Origin of the sequence: Allobosea sp. 2KB_26 (assembly GCF_052115715.1) — a bacterium.
Classification (GTDB): Bacteria; Pseudomonadota; Alphaproteobacteria; order Rhizobiales; family Beijerinckiaceae; genus Allobosea.
The window spans coordinates 1,244,545-1,261,108 of record NZ_JBFRHE010000001.1; the positions used below are offsets into that span (position 1 = coordinate 1,244,545).

Annotated in this window: 17 protein-coding genes; 5 read left to right on the forward strand and 12 right to left on the reverse strand. The window is 65.0% G+C overall.

The genetic code is table 11. From position 1 onward, the window contains the following. Entirely contained in the window at positions 1-867 is an 867-nt protein-coding gene (locus tag AB4099_RS06060) for a LysR family transcriptional regulator (RefSeq protein ID WP_113511053.1), read from the reverse strand. A gap of 121 nt (positions 868-988) precedes the next feature. Here AB4099_RS06060 and AB4099_RS06065 point away from each other — a divergent pair, with 121 nt between their 5' ends. Together AB4099_RS06065 and AB4099_RS06070 are read left to right on the forward strand one after the other, a co-directional pair. After that, a complete protein-coding gene (locus AB4099_RS06065) occupies positions 989-1,663 on the forward strand; it encodes an FMN-dependent NADH-azoreductase (RefSeq protein ID WP_113511052.1) in 675 nt (224 codons plus the stop codon). Next, positions 1,660-1,986, forward strand: a complete 327-nt coding sequence (locus AB4099_RS06070; RefSeq protein ID WP_113511051.1) for a DMT family transporter — start codon at positions 1,660-1,662, stop codon at positions 1,984-1,986. The genes AB4099_RS06065 and AB4099_RS06070 overlap by 4 nt, the downstream gene beginning before the upstream one ends. 13 nt (positions 1,987-1,999) lie before the next feature. On the opposite strand, the gene serA is transcribed toward AB4099_RS06070, so the two are convergent. The 4 genes from serA to AB4099_RS06090 form a co-directional block, all read right to left on the reverse strand. Then, the gene (gene serA / locus AB4099_RS06075; protein WP_113511100.1) at positions 2,000-3,256 is read right to left on the reverse strand and encodes a phosphoglycerate dehydrogenase; all 1,257 of its coding nucleotides are present in this window, start codon (positions 3,254-3,256) and stop codon (positions 2,000-2,002) included. A 97-nt stretch (positions 3,257-3,353) separates the two neighbouring features. Continuing rightward, entirely contained in the window at positions 3,354-3,800 is a 447-nt protein-coding gene (locus tag AB4099_RS06080; RefSeq protein WP_113511050.1) for an NfeD family protein, read from the reverse strand. An 11-nt stretch (positions 3,801-3,811) separates the two neighbouring features. Then, a complete protein-coding gene (locus AB4099_RS06085; RefSeq protein ID WP_113511049.1) occupies positions 3,812-4,792 on the reverse strand; it encodes an SPFH domain-containing protein in 981 nt (326 codons plus the stop codon). Positions 4,793-4,918: 126 nt separating this feature from the next. Beyond that, positions 4,919-5,416, reverse strand: a complete 498-nt coding sequence (locus AB4099_RS06090) for a MarR family winged helix-turn-helix transcriptional regulator (protein WP_113511048.1) — start codon at positions 5,414-5,416, stop codon at positions 4,919-4,921. A gap of 45 nt (positions 5,417-5,461) precedes the next feature. Here AB4099_RS06090 and AB4099_RS06095 point away from each other — a divergent pair, with 45 nt between their 5' ends. Continuing rightward, a complete protein-coding gene (locus tag AB4099_RS06095; RefSeq protein WP_113511047.1) occupies positions 5,462-6,358 on the forward strand; it encodes an alpha/beta fold hydrolase in 897 nt (298 codons plus the stop codon). Positions 6,359-6,417: 59 nt separating this feature from the next. Here the strand turns inward: AB4099_RS06095 and hemH are convergent, their stop codons facing one another. Then, the gene (gene hemH, locus AB4099_RS06100; protein WP_113511046.1) at positions 6,418-7,482 is read right to left on the reverse strand and encodes a ferrochelatase; all 1,065 of its coding nucleotides are present in this window, start codon (positions 7,480-7,482) and stop codon (positions 6,418-6,420) included. 168 nt (positions 7,483-7,650) lie between these two features. On the opposite strand from hemH, the gene AB4099_RS06105 reads away from it, so the two are divergent. Together AB4099_RS06105 and ung are read left to right on the forward strand one after the other, a co-directional pair. After that, positions 7,651-9,171 carry a bifunctional metallophosphatase/5'-nucleotidase gene (locus tag AB4099_RS06105; RefSeq protein ID WP_113511045.1) on the forward strand — a complete coding sequence of 507 codons (1,521 nt, stop codon included), beginning with the start codon at positions 7,651-7,653 and terminating at the stop codon, positions 9,169-9,171. Next, a complete protein-coding gene (ung, locus tag AB4099_RS06110; RefSeq protein WP_113511044.1) occupies positions 9,168-9,869 on the forward strand; it encodes a uracil-DNA glycosylase in 702 nt (233 codons plus the stop codon). The genes AB4099_RS06105 and ung overlap by 4 nt, the downstream gene beginning before the upstream one ends. 76 nt (positions 9,870-9,945) lie before the next feature. Here ung and AB4099_RS06115 read toward each other — a convergent pair whose 3' ends face one another. The 6 genes from AB4099_RS06115 to AB4099_RS06140 form a co-directional block, all read right to left on the reverse strand. Next, on the reverse strand, positions 9,946-11,178 hold the full coding sequence (locus AB4099_RS06115) for a phenylacetate--CoA ligase family protein (RefSeq protein ID WP_113511043.1): 1,233 nt from the start codon (positions 11,176-11,178) through the stop codon (positions 9,946-9,948). Positions 11,179-11,204: 26 nt separating this feature from the next. Then, positions 11,205-11,885: a zinc metallopeptidase gene (locus tag AB4099_RS06120; RefSeq protein ID WP_113511042.1), complete on the reverse strand. Its 681-nt coding sequence runs from the start codon at positions 11,883-11,885 to the stop codon at positions 11,205-11,207. Positions 11,886-11,909: 24 nt separating this feature from the next. Continuing rightward, on the reverse strand, positions 11,910-12,755 hold the full coding sequence (locus AB4099_RS06125) for an ABC transporter ATP-binding protein (RefSeq protein WP_069879081.1): 846 nt from the start codon (positions 12,753-12,755) through the stop codon (positions 11,910-11,912). A gap of 149 nt (positions 12,756-12,904) precedes the next feature. Continuing rightward, positions 12,905-14,236, reverse strand: a complete 1,332-nt coding sequence (locus AB4099_RS06130; protein ID WP_113511041.1) for an ABC transporter substrate-binding protein — start codon at positions 14,234-14,236, stop codon at positions 12,905-12,907. Positions 14,237-14,354: 118 nt separating this feature from the next. Then, positions 14,355-15,434 (reverse strand): branched-chain amino acid ABC transporter permease, encoded by a 1,080-nt coding sequence (locus tag AB4099_RS06135; protein WP_113511040.1) that lies wholly within the window; start codon positions 15,432-15,434, stop codon positions 14,355-14,357. Positions 15,435-15,446: 12 nt separating this feature from the next. After that, on the reverse strand, positions 15,447-16,361 hold the full coding sequence (locus AB4099_RS06140) for a branched-chain amino acid ABC transporter permease (protein WP_113511099.1): 915 nt from the start codon (positions 16,359-16,361) through the stop codon (positions 15,447-15,449). Between the last annotated feature and the right edge of the window lie 203 nt (positions 16,362-16,564).

The following is a 16,564-nucleotide window of genomic DNA, read 5'->3' on the forward strand; positions in this document are numbered from 1 at the left end:
TCAGGCCAGCCGCTCGCGCAATTCCTTCGCTGCGTGCCGGATGAAGGCCCGGACCCGGGCGGCATGGCGCAGATCGGGATGGGTCAAAACCCAGATCTCGGATGCAAGCTCGGGAACCGGGTCGCTCAGGCGAGCCAGTCCGAGCGATGGCTCGTCGCCGAGATAGCTCGGCAGAAGCGCATAGACGCCTGATCGCGCAGCGACAGCCGCCGCGAAGAACGAATCCACGCTTGCACTGATACGATCCGTCGGAACGTGATCCCGCAGCCAGCGCGCTGCCGGCGCATGCGTCAAGGCGAGCGCAAGACCGATCCAGCGCCGTGTCGCCAGAAGCTCAGCGATGTCCCGCACGTCTCCATCACCATTCGCCGAATAGGCTGCGAAGCCGAAACGCCCGGCCCGCTGTCCGACCAGAGCTTCCGGCGGAGCATGCGTCGGCCTGATTGCAACATCGGCCTCGTTGCGCGCCATATCGGCCATCGCGTTGGAGAATTGCAGCTCAACCGACATCTGCGGATGCGCGTCCGCGAAGGAAAGCACGATCGGCGCCACGATGTAGGCAAGCGTATCGGCCGTCGTGACCTTCAGCGTGCCGCGGAGGCGGTTGTCCTGCCCGGCGACCGTGCGGTTCAACTCATCCAGCCGCTGCTCGATATCGCCCGCGCGCTGGATGATCTCCTCCGCGAGTGCCGTTGGGACATAGCCGTCCGGCCCGCGCTCAAAGAGCGGATTTCCAAGGCGACGTTCCAGCGCCTCGAGCCTGCGATAGGCCGTCGCCGGATGGGTCTGGAGCACCTCGGCCACCTGCTTCATCCGGCCCGTGCGGGCGATGGCGAGGATCAGGGCGAGATCATCATGAGTCAGCATCGTCGTCGCATCATTGCGAAATTAATTCGCATATTGAGCATTTAAAATCGCACCATTGCAATCCACCCTTCATGCATTCGCGCTCCCGGATGGGGCGCCTCCGCTACGAGGTTTGCGTCACATGACACGGCTGCTCTTCATCCAGGCTTCCCCGCGCAAGGCCGATTCAGCCTCGCTTTTTAGCGCACGGCACTTCCTTGCCGCCCTCCAGGCAAAGCTGCCCACACTCTCGGTCGAGACGCTCGACCTCTGGGCCGCGGAGCTGCCGGAATTCGAAGGTGCCATGCTGGCGGCGAAATATGCCCGACTCGCCAGGCGCGATCTCAACGCCCCGGAACAGGCGGCCTGGCGGATCATCGAGGGAATGATCGCTCGTCTCGCCGGAGCCGATCTCGTGCTGATCGCGACGCCGATGTGGAATTTCGGCATCCCCTACAAGCTCAAGCACTGGATCGACCTCGTCACCCAGCCGGGGCTGAGCTTCTCCTTCGATCCTGCGACGGGATACACGCCGCTGCTGAGATCGCGCCCGACGCTCGCCATTCTCGCAAGCGCTGGCAATTACAGCGAAGGGCCGAGCCGCGGCCGCCCGGATCTCGCGACGCCCTATCTCAAGGCAGCACTCGGCTTCATTGGCCTGGCCGACGCCATCGTGGTCGGCCAGGGGCCCACAATCGGTCCGGATCAGAAGGTCGCTGAAGGCCGCGCGCATGCGCATGCCCGTCTTGAAGAGATCGCCGCCAGCTTTGCAACTACCGTGGGCGTTGGCGCAGAACGGCTCAGGAGCGCGTCATGACAACCAGCTGGGCCTGGATCGCCCTCGTCGTCTCCGGCATCGTCGATGTCGCCTGGGCGCTCAGCATGAAGAAGGCCGACGGCTTTCGCGACCTGCCCTGGGCGCTCGTCTCGGTGGCGCTTCTGGTCGTATTCGTCGTGCTTCTGATCAAGGCGCTGGACGTGCTGCCGCTCGGCACGGCCTATGCGGTCTGGACGGGCATCGGCGCACTCGGCTCGGTACTCGTCGGCATCCTCGTCTTCGGCGAGCCGGCCACGATCGCCCGCCTGTTCTGGATCGCGCTGGTGCTCGCCGGCATCGTCGGCCTGAAGACGACGGCGTGAGCGGGTTACCCGCTCACTGCCTCTCGTAGAGCAGGCGCGCCCGGATCGTGCCGTCGAGCGCCCTGATCTCGGCCAGGATGGCGTCCGCATCGGCACCGATGCGGTCGGCCTCCATCACGACATAGCCGATCTCGCCATCGGTCTGGTAGTTCTGGGCGGAGATATTGACCTCGCGCCGGGCGAAGATGTCGTTCAGCCGCCGCAGCATGCCGGGCTCGTTGCGCTGGACATGGATGAAGCGCGTCCCGATCGGACGCGGCGCTAGTTGCACCTGCGGGAAGTTCACCGCGCCGACAGTCGAACCGATATCGGAATAATCGACCAGCTTGCGCGCCACCTCGGCACCGATGCGCTCCTGTGCCTCCTCCGTCGAGCCTCCGACATGCGGCGTCAGGATGACATTGGGCAGGCCCTGCAGCGGCGAGACGAAGCGCTCGCTGTTCGAGGCCGGCTCCTTCGGGAACACATCGACGGCGGCCCCCGCAAGATGGCCGCTACCCAGCGCCTCGGCAAGCGAATCGAGATCGACGACCGTGCCGCGCGAATTGTTGATGAGATAGCTGCCCTTGCGCATCGCGGCGATCTCGGCCTTGCCGATCATGCCATGGGTCGCGGGGGTCTCCGGCACATGCAGCGAGACCACGTCGCTGGAGGCGAGCAAGTGCTTCAGGCTGTCGACGGGTTCGGTATTGCCGTGACGCAGCCGGTCGGTGTGGTCGAAATAGAGCACCCGCATGCCCATCGCCTCGGCCAGTGTCGAGAGCTGGCTGCCGATATTGCCGTAGCCGATAATCCCGAGCGTCTTGCCGCGCACCTCGAAGCTGCCATTGGCCGACTTGTCCCAGCCGCCGTCATGCGCCGAACGCGACCGGTCGGGGATGCGCCGCAGCAGCATGACGATCTCGCCAATGGTGAGCTCGGCGACGCTGCGGGTATTCGAGAACGGCGCATTGAAAACGGGGACGCCACGCGCGCGGGCGGCCTGCAGGTCGACCTGATTGGTTCCAACCGAGAAGCAGCCGACGGCAAAGAGGCGGCTTGCGCGCTCGAAAACGTCGGCCGTGAGCTGCGATCGCGAGCGGATGCCGAGCACATGCACCTTCTCGACAGCCTTGAGCAGCTCATCGTGATCGAGTGCCTTGGGCAGGCGGATCATATTGGTATAGCCGGCCTGGACCATCAGATCGGCAGCGGAATCATTGATGCCTTCGAGCAGCAGGACGCGGATCCGGTCCTTTGGCAGCGACAGGCGTTCGGTCTGGTCTGGCATGGTGCGCTTCGCTTGCGGCGGGAGTTCCCTATAGACCCCGCGCATCGATATGGGCAGCCTGATTTCGCATCAGCGAGATGAGCTGGCGGCGCAGCGTTCAGGCTTTCTCGACCACCAGCGTCGCACCATCGACGCGCACCACCCGCACCTCGGAGCCAGCCAGCAGCTCGGGCCCGGTGATTCGCCAGGAGGAGTCGCCGACGCGGATGCGGCCCTCGCCACCGGTCATGGTGGCATCGAGCTTGAAGACCTTGCCGATAAGCTGGCGCCCGCGATCGTTCAGCCCCTGCGCCGCATCCGGTTCGTCCGACTTGCGCCGCGTCAGGGCCCGGCCCGCAAGGACACTGGCGACGGACAAACCCGCGAAGATCAGCGCCGCGCCTTGCCAGCCGACGCCAGTCGCCCCGACTACGAGCCCGGTCAGCAACGCGGCAAGACCGAGCCAGATCAGGAAGACACCAGGCGCCAGCAGCTCGCCACCAATCAGCACCAGGCCGATCACGACCCAGCCCCAGCCACCGATCGATGCAAACCAGTCCAGCATCGTCTTAATCCTCAGGCGCCCGTCCGGCCGGAGGCGGGAACCGAGCCGGTGCGGCGCGCCTCCACCGCATCCTCGCCGAAGACCGCGCGGGTGAGCTGCGCGATGCCGCCGACCGTACCGGCCAGCGCCGCGGCCTCGATCGGCACGATCACCACCTTGCTGTTTTGCGAGCTGGCGATCGCCTTGAGCGCATCGGTATAGCGCTCTGCGATCAGGAAGTTCGCGGCCTGGATATCGCCGCGGCTGATCGCCTCGCTGACCATGGTGGTCGCTGCCGCTTCGGCCTGGGCCAACCGCTCGCGCGCTTCGGCATCGCGCAACGCTGCTTCCTTGCGGCCCTCGGCTGCAAGGATCTGAGATTGCTTCTGGCCTTCCGCCTTGAGGATCTCGGCCTGCCGCAGGCCTTCCGCCTCCAGCACCGCCGCGCGCTTCTCGCGCTCGGCCTTCATCTGCCGGTTCATCGCGCCCGCGATATCCGCAGGCGGCAGGATGTCCCGGATCTCGATGCGGGTGACCTTGACGCCCCAGGGCGAAGCCGCCGCATCCATCACCCGCAGCAGCCGCTCGTTGATTTCGTCGCGATGCGACAGCAACTGGTCGAGATCCATCGAGCCGACGACGGTGCGGATATTGGTCATGGTCAGCACCATCAGCGCCTGATCGAGCGACGAAACCTCATAGCAGGCCTTGGCTGCGTCGAGCACCTGATAAAAGGCGGCAGCATCGATCCGGACACCGGCATTGTCCTTGGTGATCGCCTCCTGGCTCGGAATGTCGAGCACCTGCTCCATGACATTCACCTTGTGGCCGACCCGGTCGATATAGGGCACGATCAGGCCGAGGCCCGCCCCGAGCGTACGGGAATAGCGGCCGAAGCGTTCGATCGTATAATTATAGCCCTGCGGAACAGTGCGAACCCCCAACGCGATCGTCAGGATGACGAGCAGCACCAGAATCACGACAACGATGTCGAAACTGAAGATCTGATTCATATGGCTCCGCCAGTCCGCCGGTCACGCTCTGGAGTTTCATGCTCCAGCGTTCAAAAGGGCCCCGAGGCCCCCGATGCACGCAACCTGACGATTGCGACGACCATGTGCAAGCGAGAGCTGCATCGTTCAGCCTTCCAGTGCCTTTGAGACCCGCCGCATCAATTCGCCGACCATCGCGCATTCCTCGTCGCTGAGCACGAGCATCATCGCCTCGATGCGCTGGACATGGATCGCCATCGCCTGGCGCGTCAGCGCCTCGCCTTCGGGTGTCAGCCAGAGCCGGCGCACGCGGCGGTCGGCCTCGTCGCCACGGCGCTCGATCAGCTCGCGCCGCTCCAGCTCCGGCAGCAGCATGCTCATCGCACTACGGCCTACGAGCAGCTTCTCCGCCAGCGCCTGCTGGGTCAGGCCCGGCACATGGAAGACATTCGCAAGAACGTCATAATGCGCGAGCTGAATGCCGAGCGGCGCAAGTGCCTCGCTGAACACCTTCTTCCAGAGCGCATGCACGCGCGCGACCGCGATCCAATTATGGAAGCGCGGCAATTCCCAGGGCAGCACCTGCCTGTCCTCGGAATGAGCCCTGTCGGTGTCTGCGGAAATCGGCTCTTGCTTTTTGTTCATGGTTGAACATATTTGTTCAGCATTGAACGAACTAGAGGTCGCACCATGGCCGGTTCAGCACTCCGTATCATTCGACCGCTCATCCGCCTCTCCAGCTTCGTTGCACCGAAGACGGCCGGACATCTTGCCTTCAAGGCCTTTTGTACGCCGCCACGGCGGCAACAGGGAACCGCGAAACGAAAGGCGGCGACAAAAGCTGCATCCGAACGGCTGGCCGCCGCAACACGCCACGCCATTCCCTATCCCTGTGGCTCGGTCACCGCCTATCTCTTCGAACCGAAGGGGCAGGAGCCGTCCGGAACCCCAGCGCCGTCCGTGATCCTCCTGCATGGCTGGACCAGTGAGGCGGCCTTCATGACCGCCTTCGTCGCGCCACTGACCGCGGCCGGCTTCCGTGTCGTCGCCTATGATCTACCCGCCCATGGCGACTCGACGGGCAGCGAGCTCAACATCCCGCTCGGTGTCGCCAGCCTCGCCGCCGTCGCGCGCGCCTTCGCACCGGTCCATGCCATCGTGAGCCATTCCTTCGGCGGCGCGATCGCGATGGCCGCGCTCGCTCGCACCGTACCGGGTCAGCCCACCGTCACGGCGAACCGGCTGGCGCTGATCGCCGCCCCCTCCTCGATCACCGAGATCACCCGTCAGTTCGGCACGACGATCGGTCTCGGCCGGCGCGGCCAGGCGGCGCTGGAACGGCGCATCCATGTCGTGGCCGGGAGCCCGGTCGAGGCTTTCGAGGGCCGTGACCAGCTCGCAGCGATCGCCAGGCCGACGCTGGTGATCCATTGCCGCGACGACCGGGAACTGGGTTTTCACCATGCCGAGGCCCTTGGAGCGGCCGGGCCCAGTGTCACGCTGGAGCCCGTGAAGGGGCTCGGCCACCGCCGCATCCTGCAGGCGAAAGCAGTCGTCGAAAGCGTCAGCCGGTTCGTGGCCGGGTAGGCTTCTACGCCATCACTCCGGGCGAGCCGCCCTGGCTGCGGAAGGCACTGCGCGAAGCGCTACATCCAGCCCATCAGCTCGCGGCGCACGACGGCCTCGAGTACCCTGATCCCCTCGTCGGAATCGTTCAGGCACGGCAGATAGGCGAACTGCTTGCCGCCATTGTGCAGGAAGATCTCGCGGTTCTCGACATCGAGCTCTTCCAGGGTTTCCAGGCAGTCCGCCGAGAAGCCCGGCGCAACGATGGCGAGCGATTTCGTGCCTGCTTCGGCCAGCGCCTTCACCGTCTCGTCGGTATAGGGCTGCAGCCACTCGTCGGGCCCGAAGCGTGACTGGAAGGTCAGGCGGAAGCGCTCTTCCGGCAGGCCGAGTTCGTCGCGCAGCAGCCGCCAGGTCTTGACGCACTGGCAATAATAGGGATCGCCCTTGAGCAGATATTCCTTCGGCATGCCGTGGAACGAACAGAGGATCACCTCCGGGTCGAAATCGAGCTTGGCGAGCGAGGCGCGCATCGAGGTAGCGAGCGCTGCGATATAGACGGGATCGTCATGGTAGGGCGGCGCGACCCTGACCGCGGGCTGCCAGCGCATCTGCATCAGCGCCCGGAAAGCCTGATCGCAGGCGGTCGCCGAGGTCGGCGCCGCATATTGCGGATAGAGCGGCACCATCAGGATGCGGTCGCAGCCCTGGTCCTGCAGTGCCTTCAGCCGGCTCTTCACATCGGGAAAGCCGTAGCGCATCGCCCAGTCGAAGACGACGCGTTCGCCGGCATAGGATTTCAGCCGTTCCGCAAGTTGCTCGGTCTGCGAGCGCGTGATCGTCTTCAGCGGCCCCTCATCGCGCTCCTTGTTCCAGATCGAGGCATAGTCCTTGCCCTTCCGGCCCGGGCGCGTCGTCAGGATGATGAGGTTGAGCAGCGGCCACCAGACCCAGCGCGAGGTCTCGATCACCCTCCGGTCGGACAGGAACTCCTTGAGATAGGCCCGCATCGGCCAATAGCTCGTGCCTTCCGGGGTACCGAGATTCATCAGCAGCACGCCGATGCGCGAGCCACGCAACGGCCGATGGTCGGAGGGCAGCTTCACAGGGAGTGGGCCGGCGGCGGGCTTGGTCTGGAGTGTCATCGATCCCGGACTTTCGTTTCCTCGTGATTTAGACGAGTTAGAGCATTCGTCCAGCCACGAAGGCCCGGGGTGCGACATCGGCACCCCTGCATAATCGGCTAACCGTTTCCGCTGGTCAGCGGCACGCGGTTTGCTAATCTGGATTTCTTCTCAACAGGGCCTTGCTCCATGACCAAGCTGACCCGTCGCCGCGCTCTCGGCGTCCTTGCTGCCCCGGCCGCGCTTGCCGCCACCGCGCCGGTTGCCAGGGCGCAAGCTCCGGCCCCTGCCTTCACGCTGCTGCTGCTCAACGACATCTACAAGATGAGCGACGACAAGGGCCGCGGCGGCTTCGCCCGCGCCTCGGGCATAGCCAAGGCCGAACGGGCTCGCGGCGTACCCGTGCTCTTCTGCCACGCGGGCGACTGCTACTCCCCCTCCCTGATGTCGGGCTTCGACCAGGGCGCCCATATCGTCACGATGCAGAACAAGATGGGCATCGACGTCTTCGTGCCCGGCAATCACGAGTTCGACTTCGGCAAGGAGAACTACCTCAAACTCACCGCTGCCCAGACCTACCCGACCTTTGCCGCGAATCTGCGCGACGCTGCCGGCAACGCGCTGCCCGGCCACAAGGACTCGCAGATCTTCGAACTTGGCGGCATCAAGGTCGGCGTCATCGGCACCACCTATGATCCGACGCCGCAGCTCTCCAATCCCGGCGACCTGAAATTCTCCTCGACCACGGAGGCCTTGCGGCGCGAGGCCGGGGCGTTGAAGTCGCAGGGTGCCGATATCCTCGTCGCTGTCGTCCATGCCGACCGCGCCACGGATTTGACGATCGTGCGCTCGCGCGTCGTCGACATCCTGCTCACCGGCCACGACCACGACCTCGCCATCGCCTATGACGGCAAGGTCGTGATGGTGGAGTCGAACGAGGAGGGCAATTACGTCACCGCCATCGATATCGCCGCGAAGGTGACCGGCGAGGGCGCCAATCGCCGTGTCGAGTGGACGCCGACATTTCGCGTCAACGATTCCCGCGCTGCAACGCCCGATCCGGAGGTTGCCGCGATCGTCAAGGGCTACGAGAGCGAGCTGTCGAAGGAACTCGACATCGAAATCGCGACGCTCGCCGCCCCGCTCGATTCCCGCACCAGCGTGATCCGCACGCAGGAAACCGCGATCGGCAACCTGATTGCCGACGCGATCCGCACCGCAACCGGCGCCCAGCTCGCCATCACCAATGCCGGCGGCATCCGGGCCAACAAGCAATACGCCGCTGGCCACAAGGTCACCCGGCGCGATGTGTTGAGCGAGCTGCCCTTCGGCAACGCCACCGTGATGGTCGAGATCACCGGCAAGGACGTGAAGGACGCGATCGAGAACGGACTGAGGGATGCGCCGCAAGGCGCGGGGCGCTTCCCCGTCGTCTCGGGGCTCAGCTTCGAGGCCGATCTCAAGCAGCCGCAAGGCTCGCGCGTCACGGCCGTCACGGTCGACGGCAAGCCGATCGAGACCACCGGCAAGTACACGGTCGCCTCCAACAACTTCATGCTGGAAGGCGGCGATGGCTACACTGCGCTTGGCCGCGGCCGGACACTGCTCGGCCTGACCGACGGCAAGCTCATGGCGAACGAGGTCATGGTCTATCTGCGCCGGCTCGGCACGGTCGACGCAAAGGTCGAAGGGCGGGCCGTCCTGAAGTGAGTGGCTATGCAGCGGCGCTGACGCGCTTTTTGACCAGTCCGGCAAGCAAGGGCTGGCGCGATCTCGCTGTTTTCCGTCCCGGAGGAACGGCAGAGCGAGCGGCTGCTGCGGCCGATGCGGAGCGCGCGGCCGGGCATGTCGTGGCGCCCGCACCTGAGCGGCTATTCGCAGCCCTCGCGGAAACGCCGCTAGAGACGGTGCGCGCGCTCGTTCTCGGCCAGGACCCCTATCCGACACCCGGCCATGCCAACGGCCTTGCCTTTTCCTATGTCGGCCCGCCGCCCCTGCCACGGTCCCTGGTCAATATCTACAAGGAGCGAGCCGAGGATCTCGGCCAGGTCGCACCGGTGAGCGGCGACCTGTCATCCTGGGCCTCGCAGGGTGTGCTCCTGCTCAACACGGCCCTCACGGTCCGCGAAGGCGCGAGCAAGGCGGGCTCGCATCTCTCGCTCGGCTGGGGGGCGGTCACGGACGCGATCATCACCGCTGTCTCGACCTCGCGTCCGCATGTCGTTTTCCTGCTCTGGGGCGCTCCGGCGCAGGCCAAGCGCGGCCTGATCGATGAGCGCCGGCATCACGTGATCGCCAGCGCACATCCATCGCCGCTTTCGGCTCGGCGGGGCTTCTTCGGGTCGAAACCGTTCAGCCGGGCGAATGAATGGTTGGTGGCGAAGGGCGAGGCGCCGATCTCCTGGTAAAGGCCGCAACGCCGTAGGAGCGTTTCAAAGCGCGCCGGTATGCCGCCGGGCTGGCCCTCGAGAGGCGGAGAGCCTCCTACCCCACCGGCCGCTCGTCGGCGATGACCTTGCCGTCATTGGGCAATGCCCCGAGCGGCAGGATCTCCACCGCTCCCTTGAGCTTGGTCACTTGCTGCAAGGTCGAGGACATCGCATCGACGAGTCCGGCCGGCTCGGCATAGATCTCGGCCTTGAGCGTCATCGTGTCGAGTTCGTTGGCGCGGCCGATGACCAACCGGAGCTTGGCGATCTCCGCATGACGCCTGGCGATTTCGGCGACCTGCTCGGGGCGCACGAACATGCCCTTGATCTTGGCGGTCTGGTCGGCGCGCCCCATCCAGCCCTTGATGCGCGTATTGCTCCGGCCGCAGGCGCTCGCGCCCGGCAGCACGGCCGTGAGATCCCCGACGGCCAGCCTGATCTGCGGGTGGTGCGGATCGAGATTGGTGACGACGATCTCGCCAACCTCCCCTTCGGCGACAGGATCACCAGTGCCCGGCCGCACGATCTCGACGATCAGGTTCTCATTCAGCAGCATGCCTTCGCGCGCCGATGTCTCATAGGCGATGACGCCGATATCGGCGGTGGCATAGAGCTGATAGGCATCGATGCCGCGCTCCCTGACCCAGGCCTGCAGGGAGGGCGGGAAGGCAGCACCCGACACCACCGCACGCTTGATGCAGGCGATATCGACTCCCCGCGCCTCGGCGGCCTCGATCAGGATCTTCAGGAAATCCGGCGTGCCGGCATAGGCCTGCGGCCGATAGGCCGAGATCACCTCCATCTGCTGCTCGGTATTGCCCGGACCGGCTGGTATCACCGCGCATCCAAGTGCGCGTGCAGCGGAATCCATGATGAACCCACCCGGCGTCAGGTGGTAGCTGAAGGTATTGATGACGATATCGCCGTGACGGAAACCCGCCGCAAAGAGCCCGCGCGCCGCGCCCCAGGGGTCGGCTCCCGTGCCCTCGGGCTCGAAGATCGGGCCGGGCGAGGTGAACAACCGGCCAAAGGACCCTGGCGATGTCGGCACGAAACCGCCGAAGGGTGGGTTGCCCCTGTGCAGTGCCGGCAGGTCCGCCTTGCGGAGCACCGGCAACCGCGACAACGCGTTGCGGTCGGTGATCGCCGCCGGGTTGAGACCCTTCAGCCGCTCGGCATAGGCGGGCGCCGACAAGGCAGCTGCGAGCACCGGTCTCAACCTGGCGAAGAGATCGGCCTCGCGCGCGTCGGCGGTGCGGATTTCGAGATCGTCGAGATGATCGCTCATCGCTCTTGTCCTTGCGGAGCTTTGGCTCAGCGGATGATGCGCAGGATGCGCAGGAAATTGAGGAGGCCGACGAGAGCGCCGGCCACATAGGTAAAGGCGGCCGCCCTCAGAACGCCACGCGCGGCCGGCAGGTCGCGCCCGTCGAGATAGCCGTCTGCGGACAGGATCGGCAGCGCCTTGCCGAAGCTGGCGTCGAACTCCAGCGGCAGCGTCACGAGATGTACGACGAGGCCGACGCCGAGCATCGCGATCGCGATGCCGGCCTGCATCAACCCGATCGCAGGAACATGGGTGACGGCCATCACAAGGGGCGCGGTGATCAGGATCGCCATCGCGACCTTGTCGAAGACACCAAGGAAGCGTGCCAGCGCCGTACGCCAGGCAAAGAGCGAGCTGCCTTGCGCATGCTGGATGGCATGCCCGACCTCATGCGCCGCCACTGCGACGGCCGTGATCGAGCGCCCGTCATGATTGTCAGGCGAGAGTCTGACCGCGCGCGCATCGGGGTCATAGTGATCACCCGCCGCCGTGGTCTCGACCGCGACGGCCGCAAGCGAGAAGCGGTCGAGCAGGTGCCGGGCGAGTTCGCCTCCGGTTCCCGGCAGATCCGGCCGGGCAGCCGCATGCTTGCGCATCTGGCCGCGCACCCAGGCCTGTGGCCCGAAGATCAGCGCGATCAGCAGCATCGCGAGCACGAGATAGAGCATCCGACTGCGTCCGCCTTGTCCGGATCACGAGAGCCAGCGCTTGCGGCGCTTGTAGCTCTTGACGTCGCGGAACGATTTCTTGTCGCCCTCGGCCACGCCCAGGTAGAACTCTTTCACGTCCTCGTTCTCGCGCAGCATCTGCGCCTCGCCATCCATGACGACGCGGCCCGTCTCCATGATGTAGCCATAGGTTGCGTAGCGCAGCGCCATATTGGTGTTCTGCTCGGCGACAAGGAAGGAAACGCCGTCTTCCGCATTGAGGCGGCGGACGATCTCAAAAATCTCCTCGACGATCTGCGGCGCGAGCCCCATCGACGGCTCATCGAGCAGGATCATCTTGGGTTTCGACATCATGGCACGTCCGACCGCGCACATCTGCTGCTCGCCGCCCGAGGTATAGCCGGCCTGCGAATTGCGCCGCTGCTTCAGGCGCGGGAACAGCTCGTAGATCTTTTCGAGGTCGCGCTTGATCGCTGCATTGCCGTCGCGCCGGGTGAAGGCGCCGGTCAGCAGGTTCTCCTCGATCGAGAGATGGCCGAAGCAATGGCGGCCTTCCATGACCTGGATGCAGCCGCGCCGGACAAGTTCGTTCGGCGACATCCGGTCGACCCGCTCGCCATCGAACACGATCGAACCCTTGGTGACCTCGCCGCGCTCGGCCTTGAGCAGGTTCGAGATCGCCTTCAGCGTGGTCGTCTTGCCCGCGCCATTGGCGCCGAGGATTGCGACGATGCCCTTGCGCGGCACCTGCAGGGAGACGCCCTTGAGCACCAGGATGACGTGATCATAGATCACCTCGATATTGTTCAGCGACAGGATGGTGTCCGTCGCAGCAGCGGGGGCAGGCTTCTCGAGGGTGGCGGTCGACATTGCGTGCTCCTTCCCTCTCCCTGTGGGGAGAAGGTGATCCGGCACAGCCGGATCGGATGAGTGAAGGACGGGCGAGGTCAGGCGCTGCCGCCTCGTCCGTCTGCTTCGCAGGTGCCTCCTCCCCCGGAGGGGAGGAGGCTGATCTCACATCAGGACGACTTCTCGCAGGACTCGGTCCGCTTCGGCCAGCCGGCGTTCTTCTCGGCATAGTCCTTGGCGGCGGCCTCGATCAGCGGACGCACCTCGTCCTTCAGCGGCTCGATCCAGTCCGAACCCTTGGTCCACTTGGTGCCGTCCCATTCGGCGACATACATCTTGCTATGTCCGGAATGGTCGCTGCAGGAGATCGTCGATGGGGTGCCGAAACCCTCCATGCCGATTTCCTTCAGGCGGGCCTCGGTGATATTGAGGCCTTCGAGACCACGGCGCATGTCCTCGGCATTGACGACCTTCTTGCCGGTGAGCTTCTGCGCGTTGCGGATCGCCTCGACCACGAGCATCGAGTTGTAGACGCCGCGGTTATAGAGGTTTTCGCCGACCTTCTCCTTCGGCGCCAGGCTCTTCCCCTTGTCCACGACATGCTTGATGATGTCCTGGATGACCGGGAAATTGGTGCCCGCCGCATTGAAGTTGAGCGACTTGTAGCCCTTTGCCTCGGCCCCGCCGGCCCGCGCATCATCGTCGCCGCCGGCCCACCAGACGCCGACCAGCTTGTTGATCGGGAAGCCGTTCTTGATGGCCTCCTTCACGGCCGTCGGGTTCATCGCGCCCCAGCCCTGGTTGTAGAGGTAGTCCGGGCGGTCACGCCGGATCGAAAGCCAGAGCGAGCCCTGGTTCTGCATGTCGGCTGCAGCGACGGGGTACAGCTTGAGCTCGAAGCCGTATTTCTTGGCGAGGTTCTCGAGGACCGGGATCGGCTCCTTGCCGAAGGGCGCATCGAGATGGATCAGGCCGAGCTTCTTGCCCTTGAGCTTGTCCATGCCGCCTAACTCATTGGCCATGTGCTTGACCATGACCGAGGCGCCATCCCAGTAGGTGAAGGGCGGGATGAAAACCCAGGGGAAGGTCGAGCCCTCGGCCGAAGCAGACAGGCCATAGGCCATCGACAGGATCGGGATCTTGTCGATATGGGCACGCGGGATCGCGGCCAGGGTCGCGCCGGTCGACCATGGGCTGTAGACGATCGTGTTCTTCGACTTCGCCTGCTCGTAGCACTCGATCGACTTCTTGGTGTCGTAGCCAGTCTCGCACTCCTCATAGATGACCTTGACGCCGTTCACGCCGCCGTCGCGTTCGTTGATCATCGCGATATAGTCGCGCATGCCGTCGCCGATCGGGATGCCGGAGCCCGAGAACGGTCCGGTGCGATAGGCGTTGTTGGCGAAATAGACGCTGTCCTGCGCCGCCACCGGAGCGATCGCCGCTCCCGCCGCGAGCAGCGCGCCGAGCGCCGCGCCCTTCATCAAACCAGTCTGCTTCATCTGTTCCCTCCGTGGTTGCATCGGGCGGCCGTTTCACGGCCCGCCCGTTGTCTCCTGCCCTCCGCTTGACGATGGCGGCGGGTCGTATTCTTGGGCCCTCCCGGCCGAGGCACGCGCCTCAATAGGGGAAGGGCCACGTCCGCAACTTCTGCTTCGTGATCTGCCAGAGCCGCGCCAGGCCATGCGGCTCGACGATCAGGAAGATGATGATCAGGGCACCGACCAGCATGAAGGTGACATGCTCGGCAGCCGCGCCCGAGAGCGGCACGCCAAGCGCCGGCAGGCCGAATTTCAGGATGGTCGGCAGGCTGGCGATGAAGGCCGCGCCGAAGAAGGAGCCGATCAGCGAGCCCAGGCCGCCGATGATCACCATGAACAGGATGTTGAAGGAGAGGCGGATGTTGAAGACGTCCGCGGCTTCGCCGCCGCCATACCAAAGGAAGATCATCATCGCGCCGGCGACGCCGGCATAGAAGGACGACACTGCGAAGGCGAGCAGCTTGGCGTTCAGCAGCTTGATACCCATCAGTTCGGCCGCGATATCCATGTCGCGCACCGCCATCCAGGAGCGGCCGAGCCTGCCGTGCACCAGGTTCGAGGCGAACCAGGTCAGGACGACGACAAGACCGAGACAGACGAAATAGCGCGTTTCCGCCGAGGCCGACGCACCCGTGATCGGGATGCCGAACAGGCTGCGCAGCGGCACCTCGATAGCGCCCGACGCATTGTAGTTGAACAGCCAGGGCACGCGCACGAAGGCCCATTGCAGGAAGAACTGCGCGGCAAGAGTCGCGACCGCAAGATAGAAGCCCTTGATGCGCAGCGAGGGCAGCCCGAACAGCACGCCGATCGCGGCCGAGAACAGGCCCGAGATCAGGATCAGGACGATGATGTTCACGCCCGGAAAGAAGGTCGTCAGCTTGTAGCAGGCATAGGCGCCCACCCCCATGAAGGCGGCCGTGCCGAGCGAGATCAGTCCGGTATAGCCCGTGAGGATGTTGAGCCCGATCGCCGCCAGCGAGAAGACCAGGAACGGGATCATCACCGTCGCGATGAAGAAGTCGTTGCCGATCATCGGGATACCGATGAAGGCGATGGCGAGGATCACCGCAATGCCGATCCGGTCCTGCCGAAGCGGGAACACGGCCATATCAGCGGCGTAAGTGGACTTGTATTGGCCGGCTTCGCGATAAAACACGGTTTCCGCCCTTCAGATTCGTTCGATGATCTTGTCGCCGAACAGGCCCTGCGGCCGGAACAGCAGGAAGCCGAGCGCGATGAAATAGGCGAGCCAGCTCTCGATGCCGCCGCCGATCAGCGGGCCCCAGTAGAACTCGCCGAGCTTCTCGCCGATGCCGATGATCAGCCCGCCGACAATGGCGCCCGGGATCGAGGTGAAGCCGCCGAGGATCAGCACCGGCAGCGCCTTCAGTGCCACGATCTCGAGCGCGAAGGACACGTCCGAGCGCGCACCCCACATGATGCCGGTGATCAGCGCGACGATGCCGGCGGTGAACCAGACGATGACCCAGATCTGGTTCAACGAGATGCCGACCGAGAGCGCGGCCTTGTGGCTGTCGGCGACCGCGCGCAGCGCCCGGCCAATCCGGGTGTATTGAAAGAACACGGCCAGCGCCGCGATCATGATCGAGGCGATGATCGCGGCCGCGATGTCGATCTTCTGGAAGGAGACGAAACCGCCGAGGATTTTTGCGTCGATCGCCCCCTTCGGCAGATAGAGCTCGCTCGTGATCATCTGCTTCGGGTTGCCGCCGAAGACGGCCTCGCCGAAGCCGATCAGGAAATAGGTGATGCCGAAGGTCGCCATGAACAGGATGATGTCGGGCTGGTTGACCAGCGGACGCAGCACCACCCGTTCGATGGTCAAGGCGAGCAGGAACATCACCCCGAGCGTCAGGATGACGGCAAGGAACGCCGGTACGCCCTTCTCATGCAGGCCGACCAGCGTCAGCGCCGCAAAGACAACCATGATGCCCTGGGCAAAGTTGAAGACGCCCGACGCCTTGAAGATCAGCACGAAGCCAAGCGCGATCAGCGCATAGAGCACGCCGGAAACCAGCCCTTCCCAGACCGTCTGAACCAGCAGGTCCGGAGCCGAGACCATTTGCTGGAACGGGTCGATCAGGACCTTGTGCAGCGTGCCGGAGGAATCGAGCTGCGCGCCGACGATCGCGGCAAGAACAACGCCGATAAGAATGAGGCCGGTCTTGATCCAGCCGTTGCTGAGCAGGTTGGGCGCAGGCCGCGTAGCGACTTCGCTCATGGCTGGATGTCCTTGGTTGGCGATCGCATCACGGCCATCTCCGG

Coding starts and splice junctions, on each gene's coding strand:
- AB4099_RS06060 (WP_113511053.1), bottom strand. CDS start 867: ATGCTGACTCATGATGATCTCGCCCTGATCCTCGCCATCGCCCGCACG.
- AB4099_RS06065 (WP_113511052.1), top strand. CDS start 989: ATGACACGGCTGCTCTTCATCCAGGCTTCCCCGCGCAAGGCCGATTCA.
- AB4099_RS06070 (WP_113511051.1), top strand. CDS start 1,660: ATGACAACCAGCTGGGCCTGGATCGCCCTCGTCGTCTCCGGCATCGTC.
- serA (WP_113511100.1), bottom strand. CDS start 3,256: ATGCCAGACCAGACCGAACGCCTGTCGCTGCCAAAGGACCGGATCCGC.
- AB4099_RS06080 (WP_113511050.1), bottom strand. CDS start 3,800: ATGCTGGACTGGTTTGCATCGATCGGTGGCTGGGGCTGGGTCGTGATC.
- AB4099_RS06085 (WP_113511049.1), bottom strand. CDS start 4,792: ATGAATCAGATCTTCAGTTTCGACATCGTTGTCGTGATTCTGGTGCTG.
- AB4099_RS06090 (WP_113511048.1), bottom strand. CDS start 5,416: ATGAACAAAAAGCAAGAGCCGATTTCCGCAGACACCGACAGGGCTCAT.
- AB4099_RS06095 (WP_113511047.1), top strand. CDS start 5,462: ATGGCCGGTTCAGCACTCCGTATCATTCGACCGCTCATCCGCCTCTCC.
- hemH (WP_113511046.1), bottom strand. CDS start 7,482: ATGACACTCCAGACCAAGCCCGCCGCCGGCCCACTCCCTGTGAAGCTG.
- AB4099_RS06105 (WP_113511045.1), top strand. CDS start 7,651: ATGACCAAGCTGACCCGTCGCCGCGCTCTCGGCGTCCTTGCTGCCCCG.
- AB4099_RS06115 (WP_113511043.1), bottom strand. CDS start 11,178: ATGAGCGATCATCTCGACGATCTCGAAATCCGCACCGCCGACGCGCGC.
- AB4099_RS06120 (WP_113511042.1), bottom strand. CDS start 11,885: ATGCTCTATCTCGTGCTCGCGATGCTGCTGATCGCGCTGATCTTCGGG.
- AB4099_RS06125 (WP_069879081.1), bottom strand. CDS start 12,755: ATGTCGACCGCCACCCTCGAGAAGCCTGCCCCCGCTGCTGCGACGGAC.
- AB4099_RS06130 (WP_113511041.1), bottom strand. CDS start 14,236: ATGAAGCAGACTGGTTTGATGAAGGGCGCGGCGCTCGGCGCGCTGCTC.
- AB4099_RS06140 (WP_113511099.1), bottom strand. CDS start 16,361: ATGGTCTCGGCTCCGGACCTGCTGGTTCAGACGGTCTGGGAAGGGCTG.